Genomic DNA, 15,264 nt, shown 5'->3' on the forward strand with positions numbered 1-15,264 from the left:
CACTCGGAAAAATAATTTAAACATTTGTTATTAAAGAAATTATACCTTTAAACAAGAGATTTCCATCAGGCCTTAAACTGACCCCCGGCAGCCGACGGCGTATCAAAGGCTTGCATCCCGTGGCGAAAGGTGGCTATTCTTATACAAAATAATTATTCAAATATAAACAAACGACTTCTCCAGGATGTCCTCCGCAGTTGCGGCCAGGGCAGCGGAGAAAGGCAGAAAGATCCGGGCATAGGCCCTGATCCCGCTCAGAGACGGAACTGACGGACAGGTGCATGGCTTAGCGGCGTCACCCTCCACTGAGCACCCCGCACTCCAACAATTAAACGACGGGTCAAGTGGTACAACATGATGAATAGCCTGACGACTGCTCTGGAATTTCGAGGCGTAACCAAGGGCTTCAGCCTGCCCAACTCGAACGACACCCAGGTTGCGATCAATGATGTCAATTTCAACGTCCGCCCGGGCGAGTTTGTGGCGATCGTCGGCCCCTCCGGATGCGGCAAAAGTACCATCCTCAACATGACCGCCGGCCTCTACCAGCCGAGCAGTGGCGAGGTCTATGTCAGTGGCCAGCAGGTCACCAACCCCAATTCCCATGTCGGTTTCATGCTGCAAAAGGATCTGTTGCTGCCCTGGCGCACCATCGTCGGCAACGTGGAGTTCGGCCTCGAAGCCCGTGGCATGGGCAAGGACGAACGCCGTGACGTCGCCCTCAGTGAGCTCAAACGCTGCCACCTGGAAGACTTCGCCAACCATTATCCCTATCAGCTGTCCGGCGGCATGCGCCAGCGCGCGGCGCTGGCGCGCACCCTGGCCATCAACCCCGACATCATCCTGCTCGACGAACCCTTCTCGGCACTGGATGCCCAGACCAAACTCCTACTGCAGCAGAACTTCGGCGAGACCATCCAGAGCACCGGCGTCACCACCCTGCTGATCACCCACGACCTGTCGGAAGCCGTGTTCATGGCCGATCGCATCCTGGTGCTGAGCGAACGCCCGGCCACGGTGATTGAGGAAATTATCGTGGAGTTGCCGGATCGCGGAAATCTGCTCGCGCGGCGCAAGTCCCCCAAGGCCTCCGAATACATCAGCCGGCTGTTCGAGCTGCTGAAACTCGAAGCCAGAACGCTCTAGCAGAAAATTGCTCCTGCATTTTCTGCATACAGGCCCTCCATGGCCTTAACAATAAAAAGGTGCCCCATGATCAAGACACTGAAAATAGCCGCCGTCGTCCTGGCGGCCACACTGCCCATGCAATCCGCCTTCGCAGCCGAAAAAATAACCTACCTGTTTCCGGCGCCCGATACCTTGCCGGCCTTTGCCCCCTTTCAGATAGCCAAGCACAAGGGCTACTACGCCGACGAAGGGCTGGATGTGAGCTTTCAGATCGGCAAGGGCGGCGCCGATGTCGCCAAACAGGTCGCCGTGGGCAACGCCGATATGGGCGGTGGTATCGGTGATACCCCCATCGTGACCCGCGCCAATGGCCTGAAGGTCAAGGGTGTCGCACTGCTCGGCGGCCAGGCCCTGACTCAGATCGCCGTGCGCCGCGATGCCAATATCCAGTCGCCAGAGGATCTCAGAGGCAAGGCCATAGGCGTGTTGTCATTCAAGGACACCACCTACTACAACCTGCTGGCGGTACTCGCCAGTGCCGGTCTGTCCCAGAACGATGCCTCGGTGCAGGCGCTGGGCCCGGGCGGCATCATCAAGCTGATGATCTCCGGCGATATCCAGGCCATGTCCGGCGTGCCTGAATGGGTCGCCGCGGTACAGGGTGCCGGTATCGAGCTTGATGTGTGGAATATCAACGATATCTTCCCGGCCATGGCCCAGGCCATGTTTGCCTCCGACGACACCATCGAAAAACGGCCGCAGGCCGTGCAGCGCTTCGTCAATGCAACCCTGAAGGCGGTGCGGGAAATTCAGGCCAGCCCGCAACAGGCGACGGCCGACTATATCGCCGCCGTCCCCAGCCACCAGGGTGAAGAAGCGCAGATTACCGATATCCTGACCCGCTACACCCAGCTGGTGTATCCGACCCAGGCGCCCCTGCAGCTGGGTCAGTTCGACCCGGCCCGGCTCAAAACCGTACAGGATTTCTACCTGAGCAACGACATAGTGCGTACCGCGGTACCCATCGAAGATACCTACACCAATCAGTTCGTACAGGACTGAAACCCTTCACGAGGTCCGGCTCACATGAACAAGAACTACGCAAGCGCCACCCTGATGGTGGCGGTACTGATGGTCATAGGCTGGGAATTTCTGCCCACCCTGCTGGATATCCCGGCCTATATCATTCCAACCTTTAGCGAGACAATGAAAGAACTGGTGCGTATGTACCAGACGGAAGGGCTGTTGCGGCATACGCTGTCGACCTTCCAGATGACACTGCTGGGCTTCCTTATCGGCAGTGCCCTGGGCGCCGTGCTGGGCTTTATACTGGGCTCATCACCCTTTCTCGAACAGGTGGTGTCACCCTATATCCTGGCGCTGCAGATCGCCCCCAAGGTGGCCTTCGCACCGCTGTTTATCATGTGGTTCGGCTACACCGCCTGGCCCAAGCTGCTGGTGACCATACTGATCGTGTTCTTCCCGATTCTGGTGAACGTGCTGCAGTCGATGAAAACCATCGACCGCGACATGATCAACCTGGCGCGGGCCTACAACCTGAACCGCTTCCAGATCTTCATGAAGATAGAACTGCCCTCATCGCTGCCCAACCTGCTGGCGGGGCTGCGCATCTGCGCAACGCTGGCGGTCATAGGTGTGACGGTGGGTGAAATGGTCGGCGGCAATACCGGGCTCGGCTTCCTGATTTCCTATGGCGAAGGCCAGGCCAACGCCGCCATGGTGTTCAATGCCATCGGCCTGCTGACCATCATCGGCATCCTGCTCTACAGCGTGGTGGTCTGGGCGGAAAACCGTATCCTGCACTACATTCCCAGAGCTGAGCATCACTAGTTTACTCTGTCTCCCGACCGGCTCCGCGCCGGTCGCTTTCGATTCCGCCTGCTTCTGCTGCCCTGTGGCACTGCTAAGCTTGTGGACATATAGATTTCCCCTGTCCCATTACCCATAACTTCATCAAAATGGACACAGGCTTTTCAAACTAATCCTGCACTGCAGCTTCAGCGACTTTCGTCGGGGTGATTGAAATCAAAGGGTTCGTATCCATGATTTTGTTTCATCGATGTCAAAGAACCTGGCACCAAATCCAGTTTCCAGAAGTTCATCGGGTAGCAGGTGATCAAACTTCTCTTTCGGCCTTTTGGGGACCCTCTTTGCCAAATCAGCTCCGGTCATAGGCTCATTCAGTGTTGATCTGAGTACATCGACTACTTGTGATGCTGAGGTATTAAGAACTTCAACGACACCCGAACCAGCATCCACATCTTCGATTTTGTATTGGCTTATGAGCAAGGCAAACAGAGTGAAGCACACTTTATCGCCACTCCAGGGAAAGAGGTATACGGCACCGTTCTCTTCAAGGATCGGCAGGCCTTCAAGGGATCGGTTCTGAAATTCCCGAATGCCTTCCTGGAACAACTGTCTGGCCTCCTCGTTCAGGTAGTCGATCTCCCCATCGCCAGCCGGTATTGCATAGCGCTCGTCACAGTAAAGCCTGTACATTTCCTCATGGATACGTTTGTGAACTGATGCGCTATTTCCGTCAAAACGAGGTGGTTTTCCTCCGCTAGCTCGGGCCACATAGATACAGAGTTTTTCATCGTCTACCGTCAAAACGCACCATCGTTTTCCGGCAAAAATAATCAGCTGGCCGGGTATGATGGGATTATCCATAGAGATAGTTCCCAACGTTCGATTCTGTTCAATTAGCCGAAACTCATCAGGGGTGTTGAAGGCAGCATAAAACGTATAGTCATTGACTATCTCCTCGCCCAATAAGCCCAGCACCAGCTCCCCGTTCCCCATCTGGCTAATTAGAAATGTTTCACCCATATGACGCAAAAGCAGTGTAAACGTCTCGACCGATACTTTTTTGAATGGTCCCTTCTGGCATAATTGCCGGTAAAGCTGATCAGCACGAACGCCGCCCCATTGCGCTATCAGTGCAAGAATCTGGTGCAGTAGTGTGGAAAAGTGGTACTGGGCATTGTCTGGCGGCTCATACCAGCGTTCAAGCAGTAACAGCCGTATCATTGCGATCGACTGAAAGAGTTCGAGTCTAAGCCGATCATGCATCGATGATTTTGGGGTAAGCTGTTTTTCCTGAATCAGCATGCGCAATGTAGCCGACGAGCCGCGCCGGCCGGAGCGTCCCAGACGCTGACGCAGGCTGGATACCGAATGCGGGACACCTACCTGCACTACCGAGTCAACTTTGCCAATATCAATCCCCAACTCGAGCGTCATGGTACAAATAGCTGACGTCGGAAACTTGCCCACCTGCATACGCTTTTCCAGCGACTGCCGAAGCTCTTTGGCAAGCGACCCGTGGTGGGGGAAAAACTCGTTGGGGACATGTGCATGCTCGCTCAACTCCCTGAGTGATGAAGCCAGCAACTCAGTCTTTCCCCGGCTGTTTGCAAAAATCAGATGAAACCCGCCCCGACAAAACCTATACAGGTCTTTTTGTATTCGGGTATTCGCCAATGACGCGAGTTGCTCTTCGGTAATCTGCTTTGCCCCACCCAAATCAGGATCCATATACCCCCGAAGCTGGAAGCACAGCTCTGTCTGCGCGCCCTTAGCGTCAACCAGGGTACTTTCAAGCCCACCACCAGGACGCAGAGCCTGGCCCACCCCTTTTAGATCGCCCAGAGTAGCGCTTAGCGCTATACGTGGTACTGGTTTTGGAATGATCGCCTGTAGCCTATCCAGCAGGGAGATTAGCTGCTGCCCCCGTTCTGTACCGATAAAGGCATGAAACTCATCGATCACACAGTAGCGCAGGCTGGCAAAGGCACTCTGCATCCACCCAACACGGCGTATCAGCATGGCCTCAAGGGACTCCGGTGTAATCAGCAGTATCCCATGCGGTTTCTTGCGGGCCTTCTGTTTCACCGATTGAGACACATCTCCATGCCATGGCACCAAAGAAAGTCCGGTCAGCTCACACAGGCTTTCGAGCCGACGATACTGGTCATTGATCAGAGCTTTGAGGGGGCTGATGTAAAGGATCGAGAACCCCTCAGTGTCGGGATCCACGGCGCTGCATGCCGGCAAAAAGAACGCTTCAGTCTTGCCGGCTGCGGTAGCGGCACTGATCACTAAATCGCGATCACCGGCCATAACCGGTTGGATAGCGGCAACCTGCACATCGCGCAATGCACTCCAGCCCTGCTTGAAGATCCAGCGCTGAACGGCCGGTGATAAGCGCTTCTCGGGAGCCATCATAATTTAAAGGAGACCAACCCATCCGCTTCATCAGCACTGCCATCTTCACCACCCGATTCGAGCATCCCGCTTGGCAAATCAGGCTCAAGTTGCAGGTTGCCTAGCAGGTTCTGCCACTCCAGATGCTCGTTCTGCTCGAGTACCGCCAGCAAATCCAGGAATGCCTTGATGGTATTACGTGGCGTGCGAAAATAGGCCTCACCAATGGTCTTACTGCAGTGCCGGAGGAATGCCACTAGCGCCTTATCGTCCACCAAGTGCTTTTCGGGATCCCCGCCAGCAAACACATGACGCAGATTTTTCAGCAGAATGTAGAGTTCTTCTGGCGTCAAACTGGCCAAATGCAGGGCCGGCGACGAGTAATCCACAACCCCTGCTTGCTCAGCAAAGCTGTTGCCGGCCAAACGTGACTGGAGTGCTTCATAACTATAGAGCCCGCGCCGAGGGTCTAGCAGAAACTCCGGGGTACCACCAAGCAGAAAGCCCAGATGCTCGGCCGACCCCTGCAAGCAGTCATTGAGGATACGCAGGATCTGCTCATAATTGGTTGTACGCGCCTGAGTGCTGTTCAGTTTGTAGAGGTTTACCAGTTCATCAAAGTTAACGAGCAGACCCGCATAGCCCGCCTGGCGCACAAACAGGCTCATGAGTTTGAGCGCATCATAGAAGGACTGGTCGGAGATAATGGTGCGCACACCCAGATCCGCGCGTGCTTCAGTTTTAGTACTGTACTCAGCCCGCAACCAGCGGATCGCTGCTGCTTTCAAGGCATCATTATCCTGCTCATACCCCTGCCAGTAAGCCTCGATTACCTTGGCAAAATCATAGCCGCCAACCAGCTCTGCAAGATCCGCGAGCCGGGACTGAATGACGCTTTCAACATTCTTGCCTTCACTGTCGGCAGTCTGGCGTGCCTGAGTCACAAAACGTTCGACCACACTGGTTAGCGCATTACCTTCAGGCTTGTTACGGGTGGCCAGATTCCGCATGAGTTCAGAGTAAAGATTGCGGGCCTGACCATCCGATGCATATATCCGCCGCTCCGGAGCGAGGTCGGCGCTGACGGTAACCAGCTTCTTTTCGAGCGCAATCTGACGTACCACGCTCAGAAAAAATGTTTTGCCTGAACCGTAGTCGCCGATGATCAACCTGAAGGCTGAACCTCCTTCAGAAATGCGCTCAATGTCCTTGTACAAAGCACTAATTTCATGAATTCTGCCAACCTGAATATGCTGGATACCCACCTTCGGTGTGACACCGGATCGGAGAGACTGAATGATCGCTTCCCGTTCCTTCGGCCGAATCCGTTTTATAGTCATCAGTCCTGTCCCCTCATACTGTTGATCTCATTCAGAGTATCTTGATCAATTTCGATGATATCGCCTCCGTCTTCAATCAAAGGCTCTTCGACCTGATCGTATGACCAGTCATTGAGCACTTCCAAAGCACCATCGGTCATCAAACTTTGTGCCTTGGCCAAGGACTCCACCTCATTACGATCCCAGCGGGGCTTGGCAAGCAATTGATTCAGAAGCGTGGCATGGGGTTCATCTAGCCCCGAAAAAAGATCCAATCCCTCGAACTCACCTCCATCATCCTCAGTATCCGCTGTCAGCTGCTCAGCGACCTCTGCCGACGCCTTAGCAGTCAGATCATCCCTTGCTGCATTGTCGTCAGTTTCCTCTTCAGCGCTATCGTCAGAAAAAATCTTGCTGAGCATGGATTGGGCGTGTCGGGTTTCAGACTCATGCAACGCCAGTACAGCCTCATCCAGAGCAAATTCGGCCGGCATCTTCGGCGTCACAGATCGTGCAGGTTGAGTAGCTTGCTCCCGCTGTTTGATACTGAACCCGGACACCTCATGGATATCCCGGGTAACCATCGTTTTATCGAGGCCCAATGCAGTATAAATGCGCTCAAGCTGACGGATTTCATCTGAAGAAGCGTGTCCATCCGCCATGGCGATACCGACCAATAGCTTACTCAGAACCGTGCACTGCTCCTGATCAATATCACCGACGCGCTTCTTGATGCCATTCATATTGATTGGTGCTTGCATGCTCCAACGCAGGTAGGCATGCAGAGAAGACTTGTCAGGGGCGCTGAGATGAATATTGGAATCAATCACCTGCTTGAGGGCTTTGGCTTCCTGCCCTTCTGTTCCGCTCTGTGCAGCGATCATGGTGCCCAGACGCACCACAGTCGCATATTCGAGTAACGACGATGTGATCGCCTCTTTATCTGAGTGGGTTTGTCTGAACAGGGCAACCGTTCCCTTGGAGTCCGGTTTGATATGGTGCACCCGTGGGTCTGGAGCAAAACCAATATCCAGGTTGTCCAGTGTGCGGGTCAGCAAGTCAACCTCCGCCTTATTGATCTTGGCTGGCGCAGGTTTGCCCAGCAGCTCCCAGAGCTTTGCCACCGGGTACATCTCGTTACGGGTATCGATATGCTGCTTAAGTGCCTTGGCAAATTTGCTCAGAACTGGGGGCAACTTGTCATTTAATAGCTGTTTCGGGATGAGCAGCGAGGCCTCGATGTCATCGGGCCGGTTGCCTTCTTTTCCCAGATAGCGGCTGAGCGGAACCAGCTCTTCGGTGACGGCATCAGCAACCTCCGAGAGCTTGCGCATCGGGCCGACAAGCTCAAAGGGGTCCGGTACGTCCAACTCTGGAAGGCTTAGATCAGCATAAAGAAGTGACACGCTAGCCGGCCGATAGCGCAGTTCAAGTCTACGTTTGTTGGGTTGAACCTTGATTCCGGCGCCGTACTTTTCCTTATAACGCAACTTGAACAGCTTTTTGAAAGCCTCATCGCAACGCCTCGCGGGCATTTTGATGGAATACTCAGGATGATAGCGAATCCAGCCGTAGGCCAGCGCGGGGCCTACAGGCGCCCCCATTCGAGCGCACAGACCGATCTGATAACGCAGACTCAGCGAGTTACGGCCACTAATGAAGGGTTGCTTGATATTCAGGAACAGATCCGGATGCAGCAGGATCATCAGGTCCATTAGCCGAGTTGCGTAGCCTTTAAAGGATTGGTTCTGAAAGAAAACACTTTTGAGCCGGTTCAACTCTTTGAACAAGGCTCGAAGTTCACTTTTATCCAGAGCCTGACCAGCTTGAAGGTGATCGACAAGAAAGCGCCTCTCAATGCCATAGAAGTAAAGGAACACATAGGTAATCGGTGTCTTGGAATCATCCCGAGAGCTGGCCAGCCAGCCCAAATAGGCACCCATGCCGCGAGGACTTAGCTCCCGGAAGCGCGGGTAATACCCGACTCCCGGATCTTCATAAAGGTACGTAGACGAGGTCACACCCAGGGTGGCATCCACCAGTGATGGCTCATCCTTGTTACCCCTAATTGTATTACTGTCGCGCAAGTAGAAACCGCCGAGTGTGATCAGCGAATCGCCAACCGAGACGCTTTCACCCAGTGGTACCCAGCGACCCGCCACCGGCTCATTGATATCCTGATCAAAGGAATTCGTCAGCCGAAAGTCGCTCTGCATGTCGTAGGACTGTTCCTGCGAGCGACTACCCGAACGAGTTGAAACGGTAACCGTAATCGAAGGTGAAAGACTGTTCCCTGATGCCTTCTTGGACATTGGCGACTTCGTAGTTGCCTGGGCTTTCTTCTTGCTGCTGGACGCACCAAGTTTGATTAGAAAATAGAGAATGACTGCTCCAACGATCCATTCCATTAATAGCGATCTCCCGAATTGAAAAAAAATCGTGGCACATGCAGCCCTGATACCCTCAAAGAACCCTCTTTAATGTAGAGGACTTTTGTGAGGGTCAACACAACATTATTGGGCCAGAGAGAGCTTAATGTACCTCGGCACTCAGCGACGAGATCAGCATTCGCGCCCCTCGGACGGGAGTACTCCAAGGATTTCGAGTTCAGCGGGCACACTCGGTACACAACTGCCCATCCGAAAAGATGCCCGCGAAGGTTGTCATGGCGCCACGGCCATCATCGCCCTGACCCACGACCCGCGTATCGATGACCTGGCAATGATGGAAGCGGTGCGTACACCCGCCTTCTATATAGGCGTCATGGGTTCGAAGCGCACATCAAAAAACCGCGCCGAACGGCTGGCCCGATCGGGCGGCCTTTCGCCCCAGCAGATCGCCCGAATCCGTATGCCCATCGGCATGGATCTGGGCAGCAAAACGCCGGCGCAAATCGCGCTGTCGGCGATGGCCGATATTCTCGGGACCTTCAACGGGAAGCTCTGAACGCGCCGGCGGCTGATGATGCGTAGGAGCGGCTTGCGCCGCGAACAGGGGATTGCAGCCTGGTAGCTATTCGCGACCAAAGGGCGCTCCTGCAACACACCTATGACATCAGGCGTGCCGCAACAGCCAATAGCGTTCGCGCAGCGCTTCCAGATCCTCGGGCCGGTCGGCGTCCATCAGCACACCCGGATCGTCGACCTCGATATGCACTTCTAACGCCTTAGTGGAGCCATACCATAGTGCGATTTGGTGCTCCTATATTATTTCTTATATGGCCCCCTTTGCGTAGACCATATGGTTCACAGGGTCTACGTTATTTATTTTGATTTCTTTAAATGATTACATGCGGCGGTAGTGCAGGACTCTATCGGAGTAGCAATCGAAAACGGGAGAAAAACTCATTTCAAGCCAAGCAGTTCATAGACTTCAAGCGGTTTCTTCTTGCCCTTGGCCTGGATGGTCGTTATCGGACTTACCGAGATCTGCTCTTTGACCCTTTCGTAAATGGCGGCGCTGATGAGAATCTGCCCGGCTCCCGTATGCTCCTGAATGCGCTTGGCAATATTGATATCATCGCCGATGGCCGTGTACTCCATCCGTTCCTGCGTACCGACCAATCCCAGTACCGCTTCGCCAACGTGTAGCCCCACGCCGAAGGAAAGCCTGAACAGTGGAGAAATTTCCTCATGCAAAGCGGCTATGGTATCGCGAATAGTCAGTGCCGCCCGAACTGCTCGGATGACATGGTCCGGCTGGGGCAATGGTGCATTGAACCAGGCCATGACCGCATCCCCCAGGAACTTGTCGATGGTCCCCTCCTCGGCCAGTACCGCATTCGCCATGGCGGCAAGATAGCGATTGAGCAGCCCGACCAGGTCCTCCGGGTTAAGTTGCTCACTGATCTGGGTAAAGCCGTGGATATCGGCGAACAGGGCGGTAATTTCCGTGCGCTTGCCGCCCAGCTTGAGACGTTCCGGATCGAGCTGGGCGAGGATTACGGGCGAGACCATGTGTTCGAGCAGGCGGCGCTGCGCCTCGACCTGCCGCTTCTCCGTGACATCATCGACGACGATGGCGATGCCCTGCGTGTCCTGCTGCCCCTTGAGAGTCGAGAGGTTGAACCGAAGGTGCGCGACTCCTCTGGGCGGCACGTCGATACTGCTTTCAAGCCCTACCGTCGCTTCGCCGGTATGACCAACCCGGTAGATGTGGGGTAACAGCAAGCTGCCGAGGGGCGCCCGGAGATCCGCCACATTCTGCCCGGCAAGATCATCGGTATCAGGGTAACCCAAGATGCGAAGCGCAGCGGCATTATGGAGGGTAACAGTGCCTTGTGTATCGGTGGTAATCACACCACTGACAATGGAAGAGAAAACGCTATCGAGAAGATTTTTCAGTTTCGTCGCCTCAGCGAGAGAATGGCGCAACTGCAACTCTCGCCTCTCCAGCTGCTCGGCCATCTGATCGAATGCACACCCCAGCTGGGCGAGTTCGCCACGCGATGGCTGCATACCGGTGCGGGCCACAAGGTTCCCGGATTGCAGCTGTTCCGTTGCGTCAAGAAGAGCACTTACCGGCTGAAGAATCGCACGCTTACCGAACCACCAGGCTGCCATGACAGCGAAGAGGGCAATGGCACCGACGATAATCAGGTTACGGACAAAAGTGTAATTAACGGGCGCAAAAGCGGAATCGATGGGAACGCCTACCGCCAGATAGAGTGCCGTTCCGCTCCCAGCGCTTGTACTATCGTTAATCGGTGCGAATGCGAACAGGCTCGATACGCCGCTCAGATCCGACGCCTCGATGATGCCCTCGCCTGCAAGGGCAACGGCCGCCTCGAATAACGGGCTTTTCGCGGCCGATGTGCCAACAGACCACTGTGGCGAGACCGGATAGCGCACCAGCAGTACACCGTTGCGGTCGAATATCGAAAACGTTGTTCCAGGCGCCAGGCGCATTCCGGCAGCAATTTCACCCAGCCACTTGAGGTCCAGGGCCGCGAAAACGACCCCCTGTACCCCACCCTCCTGATCGAATACCGGATAACCGAAATGCAGCGATTCCTTGCCCGTTCTCCGACCGACCGCATAGTCTCCGATGGCGAAGTTCCGGCTGTGCATCGCACTGATGATGTAGGCGCGGTCCGCCAGATTAACCGGTCGCGTTGCCCTTAGCGGGCTGCAGAAGCTGTAGCCTTGGAGGTTCGCCACCCCCAGAGTCGTGTAATAGGGATAGCGTTTGAACAGATCACCAAACAGGGAGCTGCAGGCTTCTGCGTCCTGACTGCGAACCGAAGGCAACTGTGCCAAGGCGATCAACAACTGCCGTGTGCCCTTGATCAGGTGCTCATACTGGCTGGTCGTCAGTTGTATGAAGCGAAGCGCATCTTCCCTAACCCTTTCCGCTGCCTGCTGCCGCTGTTCGATATTGATGATGACAATCAATACCAGCACCGGCGCCACCACCAGCAGGAAGAGCAAGAACAACCGGCCCCGAAGACTTCTGAAAATCATGGGTGACGCCTCGTCAGCACGCGCGATGAGCTTTCGCTTAAGAATAGCGTAACGGGTAAGAGGGCGTTCGCTTAGGACCAGGCGCGCCACCAAACGGTGCTTCGAACAGTTCGGCGCAAGCATCGGCAGTCGCAGTGAAATCCAGATGCTCCACCACGACCCAGACGCATCCGGCTTGTCCAGGCTCGCTGGTTACCGCCGCTAAATCGTTAGGCGCAGAGGGCGACTGGCTATCCTCGGATGATAAATTACCCTGTTATTTGTGATTTCTGCCTAACTTTTTGTTAGGCAATTTACCTTGCTGTTTGCTATGCTTATACAAGAATTTTTGTCTGATATCTTCATTTTAATCCTTATACTCCATGGATTTAGATAGAAACTCTTTAAAGTGTATTTTATATTAAAAATAAAATTATCAATAACCATAAACCCTTATAAAATAAAATATAACTAAACACATAAAACCGTAAACCTTACTTAAAGAAAGACCTTAAATGCATGAAAGCTAATATCGCCAGCATTAATTATTTCAATACAAAAATAGGCAAATCAACCTTTTAATAAAAACTACGACTTAGTTAAGGTGGCGAAATGAAATACCCCCTACCTCCTTTGAACCCACTCAGAACCTTTGAAGCAGCCGCCCGCTTGTGCAGCCTGACCAGTGCCGCAGAAGAGTTGAATGTATCGCAGGTTGCCGTCAGCCGCCAAGTAAGGGTATTGGAAGACTATCTAGGTGTGACTTTGTTTCGACGCCTGCATAGAGGTATTGAGCTTACTCGCGAGGGTAAAGAGTTATATGAGGGAATCACCCAGGTTTTTCAGGACATCAGCAATGCTGCGCACAAGGTTTCACGCAGAGGCCGGCGGGATATTCTATCCATTCAATCCTATACAACCTTCTCTCAACGGTGGCTAATACCTCGTTTGGCCAATTTTCATGAAGCGAACAAGACAACCGAAGTCAGACTCTCATCTTCCTTGGCGCCGGTAGACTTTGAAACGCAAAACATAGATGCCTCAATCCGCTCCGGCTATGGAGACTGGCCCGAACTGCATTCAGAGAAACTGGTCGACATTGAGCTTATCCCCATATGTTCACCGGGACTTATGGAATCGAAAAATCTGAAATCACCGAAGGATTTGACTCGCGTTCGCCTCCTTCACTCTATGGCTCGCCCTAATGACTGGGAAAGTTGGCTATCCGCAACCGGTGTCGATATCGATGCCGAGGCAGGCATCAGCTTCGACAACTCAGCATTGGCAATTGAAGCAGCATCAATGAGCATAGGAGTGGCCATCGCCGTAAAAGTTTTCGTTGAACGCCAAATTCAAAACGGCAGCTTAATAGCGCCCTTTGAAAATACCTGCAAAACAGGGGAAGGCTACTATTTAACTTGGCCACGCAACCTGAGAGCATCAGACCCGCTTCTCAACTTTTTGTCATGGATGCGTGACTTAATGACGAAAAAAGAGTAGATCCGAGTCTCTATTCAAAAAATATTTCCAGTAGAGTACTGCCGGAAAAGTCCGGCTGTACTACCCGAGACAGCGTATTTTACGCTAGTTATTCGCACCCCTGACCTCCCAGGATGAACCTGCCAAAGCAACATTTATTTTCTTCACAGAGCACAAGTAAAACACGAATGCCTTTCGCTCATATACAAACGCCATTCATTATTTAATTTTAAACCATGATATAGCTTATGAAAGCCAAAAAGCGCGAAAAACAAAAACCAGCTAAGCCTAGCGCCGGGTTAATACAGTCTACATTATGGCCACCTTCACAACCGACGCTGGTACAAATGTTCGAACGCAGGTCTAAATTCAACCATTTTCAGGGCGTCTTTGCCTAATCAGAACATACATCAGGACTGACAAATTCTCAGTTCCACTCGCAGTCAGTTTTTGGGACTCTAGAAACAGGGACTCAGCCCTAACCTCGAACAGTCAAAAAATAAAATCTAAGGAGACCGTCTGAAGATGAGACTCACAACTGCAAAGCGCGTACGCAAATACTTTGGGGCAGCGACGATCGCTGCAGCAGCCATGCTCTTGCACACTGAAGCTGCCTTGGCTGAAAGCGACTGGCCCACGGGGCCAGTTAACATGGTCATGCACACCAAAGCCGGCGGTTCCTCGGACGTTTTTATCCGGACACTGGCGAAAGAACTCGAACCCGAAATCAATCAAAACATTGTTGTCATCAACTCGCCTGGTGGTGGCGGAGCGACTCAGATGGCCCGAATCCGGGCAGCCAAGCCAGATGGCTTGACCCTTGGTATCAATACGCTGACGCACTTTACCGGCATGTTGACCAACCTAAAGGGAACCTTCTCGCCCGACGAGTTCTCCTGGATCGCCTCGACCCAGGAAGATGCAATCCTGCTGTTTGTGCGCTCTGATTCAGAGATCAAGACTCTTGCCGATCTGGTGGCCAAGGCCAAGGAAAACGGCGGCCAACTCAACATCGGTGGTTTTGGGCCGGTTGGTTCCATGCAGAATATTGGCATTTCAATGCTTGAACAAGCTGCAGATATAAAACTCAACTGGGTCGCATTCAACGCCACCCCGGATATTGTAGCGGCGCTACTGGGCGGCCACGTGGATATCGGTGTATCAAACCTGGGTGCAGTCAGCTCCTTCTTCGATGCAAATCGCATCGCCGGTCTGGGCGTACTGGGCAAAGAACGCCTAACTGGCCTGCCCGATGTACCTACATTTGGCGAGCAAGGCTATGAGGTTGACACCAGCTGGCTTCAGGTACGTGGCGTATTTGGTCCGGCAGGCATCCCCGAGGAAACGCAACAGAAGATTGCAGATGCCTTCCATAAGGCAATGCGCTCAGAAGACTACCAAACCTATGCACGCAATGCTGGCGTCATGGATTCCTGGATGGGACCCAAGGAATACGCAGACTTTGCAAAGCGTGTGAGCGATGTCGCAGAGAAGCAGCTTAAAACAGCAGGTCTAATCGAATAACGGGCAGAAGGATCTCGAACATACTTGGTGACTCCCAAAGGGTATTAAAAATACCCCTGGGCGCCAATACCGCTTCAGAAAAGGCAAAAACTAAAAGATATTCCCATTAAATTTAGTCCTGTCTCTTTCAATTGATAGTCTCTCTC

Annotated in this window: 9 protein-coding genes and 1 pseudogene; 6 read left to right on the forward strand and 4 right to left on the reverse strand. The window is 53.4% G+C overall.

Translation table 11 applies throughout. The annotated features are described in order from the left end of the window. Nucleotides 1-357 precede the first annotated feature (357 nt). The 3 genes and pseudogenes from MRS74_RS08780 to MRS74_RS08790 form a co-directional block, all read left to right on the forward strand. Nucleotides 358-877 (forward strand): annotated as a pseudogene (locus MRS74_RS08780) (ABC transporter ATP-binding protein); the annotation flags it as partial. A gap of 335 nt (nt 878-1,212) precedes the next feature. Then, nucleotides 1,213-2,190: an ABC transporter substrate-binding protein gene (locus MRS74_RS08785; RefSeq protein ID WP_254579905.1), complete on the forward strand. Its 978-nt coding sequence runs from the start codon at nt 1,213-1,215 to the stop codon at nt 2,188-2,190. A gap of 24 nt (nt 2,191-2,214) precedes the next feature. Beyond that, nucleotides 2,215-2,979 (forward strand): ABC transporter permease, encoded by a 765-nt coding sequence (locus MRS74_RS08790; protein ID WP_254579906.1) that lies wholly within the window; start codon nt 2,215-2,217, stop codon nt 2,977-2,979. A gap of 195 nt (nt 2,980-3,174) precedes the next feature. Here MRS74_RS08790 and MRS74_RS08795 read toward each other — a convergent pair whose 3' ends face one another. From MRS74_RS08795 to MRS74_RS08805, 3 genes are read right to left on the reverse strand one after another with little or no spacing between them, the layout of a single operon-like run. Beyond that, a complete protein-coding gene (locus MRS74_RS08795) occupies nt 3,175-5,376 on the reverse strand; it encodes a DEAD/DEAH box helicase (protein ID WP_254579907.1) in 2,202 nt (733 codons plus the stop codon). Beyond that, the gene (locus MRS74_RS08800) at nt 5,373-6,695 is read right to left on the reverse strand and encodes an ATP-binding protein (protein ID WP_254579908.1); all 1,323 of its coding nucleotides are present in this window, start codon (nt 6,693-6,695) and stop codon (nt 5,373-5,375) included. Before MRS74_RS08800 ends, MRS74_RS08795 begins: the two co-directional genes overlap by 4 nt. Beyond that, complete coding sequence (locus MRS74_RS08805; RefSeq protein ID WP_254579909.1) at nt 6,695-9,082, reverse strand: tellurite resistance TerB family protein; 2,388 nt, start codon at nt 9,080-9,082, stop codon at nt 6,695-6,697. Before MRS74_RS08805 ends, MRS74_RS08800 begins: the two co-directional genes overlap by 1 nt. 127 nt (nt 9,083-9,209) lie before the next feature. Between MRS74_RS08805 and MRS74_RS08810 the strand changes: the two genes are divergently transcribed. Next, complete coding sequence (locus tag MRS74_RS08810) at nt 9,210-9,620, forward strand: XdhC family protein (RefSeq protein WP_438362323.1); 411 nt, start codon at nt 9,210-9,212, stop codon at nt 9,618-9,620. Nucleotides 9,621-10,018: 398 nt separating this feature from the next. Here MRS74_RS08810 and MRS74_RS08815 read toward each other — a convergent pair whose 3' ends face one another. Continuing rightward, the gene (locus tag MRS74_RS08815; RefSeq protein ID WP_254579910.1) at nt 10,019-12,136 is read right to left on the reverse strand and encodes an adenylate/guanylate cyclase domain-containing protein; all 2,118 of its coding nucleotides are present in this window, start codon (nt 12,134-12,136) and stop codon (nt 10,019-10,021) included. A gap of 591 nt (nt 12,137-12,727) precedes the next feature. Here MRS74_RS08815 and gcvA point away from each other — a divergent pair. Both gcvA and MRS74_RS08825 read left to right on the forward strand, forming a co-directional pair. Beyond that, entirely contained in the window at nt 12,728-13,615 is an 888-nt protein-coding gene (gene gcvA, locus MRS74_RS08820) for a transcriptional regulator GcvA (RefSeq protein WP_254579911.1), read from the forward strand. A gap of 504 nt (nt 13,616-14,119) precedes the next feature. Then, nucleotides 14,120-15,118: a tripartite tricarboxylate transporter substrate binding protein gene (locus MRS74_RS08825; RefSeq protein WP_254579912.1), complete on the forward strand. Its 999-nt coding sequence runs from the start codon at nt 14,120-14,122 to the stop codon at nt 15,116-15,118. The last annotated feature ends 146 nt before the right edge of the window (nt 15,119-15,264 follow it).

It is taken from the genome of Marinobacterium sedimentorum (assembly GCF_024267675.1).
Lineage (GTDB): Bacteria > Pseudomonadota > Gammaproteobacteria > Pseudomonadales > Balneatricaceae > Marinobacterium_A > Marinobacterium_A sedimentorum.